Origin of the sequence: Mesorhizobium sp. M5C.F.Ca.IN.020.32.2.1 (assembly GCF_004023105.1) — a bacterium.
Taxonomy (GTDB): Bacteria; Pseudomonadota; Alphaproteobacteria; order Rhizobiales; family Rhizobiaceae; genus Mesorhizobium; species Mesorhizobium wenxiniae.
In genome coordinates, this window is record NZ_RZSX01001521.1 from 1 (window position 1) to 688 (window position 688).

Here is a 688-nt window from a genome sequence, read left to right on the forward strand (position 1 = left end):
TACCTGCATTGTTTACCGCCATATCCAGTCCGCCGCATTTCTGGACAGTGAACTCGATCAGCTTTTCGACGGCTGCCGCATCCGTGACATCGACCGCAAAGTCGTAGGCCCTGCCTCCTTGCGCGTTTATTTCGGCGGCCATGCAGTGCGCGGCCTCGACATCAAGATCGGCGACAACAACCTCGGCTCCTTCTTGCGCGAGTTGCCGTGAAACAGCCGCTCCTATTCCGGAGCCTGCGCCGGTCACAATCGCGACTTTCCCATGGAAGTCAGGCTTCATCGTCTCTGTCCTATGCCCATTGTGACATACCCGAACAGAGGCAGACGGTTATCGCAAGAAGTTTCGCTCCAATTCGCTTGTCAATCCTGTGAATTCATTTCGCCACCACACAGCGAGACTTGGCCCGCAGGCCCTGGAATGGTAGAGACAAGGGTGGGGTAGATTGACCAGGTTTCCTAGCAGGTAAAAATGGAAGAACACCACATTGCGCGCCGCGGGCTCGTGCTGGGTAGTCTGGCTCTGATGGTCTCCGGATGTACGTCGACATTACGACAGGTGACGGAGCCGATTTCATCCGCGTTCGGACCAAGAAGTGGCCTCAGTCCTCGTTACCGACGGCAGCATGTGCGGTACGACGGAAACGAGCCGGCTGGAACGATCGTCGTCGATACGTCGCAACGTTTTCTC

The 688-nt window shown here is 56.7% G+C and carries 1 protein-coding gene; it reads right to left on the minus strand.

What is annotated here, in order from left to right; all coding sequences use genetic code 11:
* On the minus strand, positions 1 to 280 hold a 280-nt coding region (locus EOA86_RS37195), incomplete at its 3' end, for an SDR family NAD(P)-dependent oxidoreductase (protein WP_128345869.1).
* Between the last annotated feature and the right edge of the window lie 408 nt (positions 281 to 688).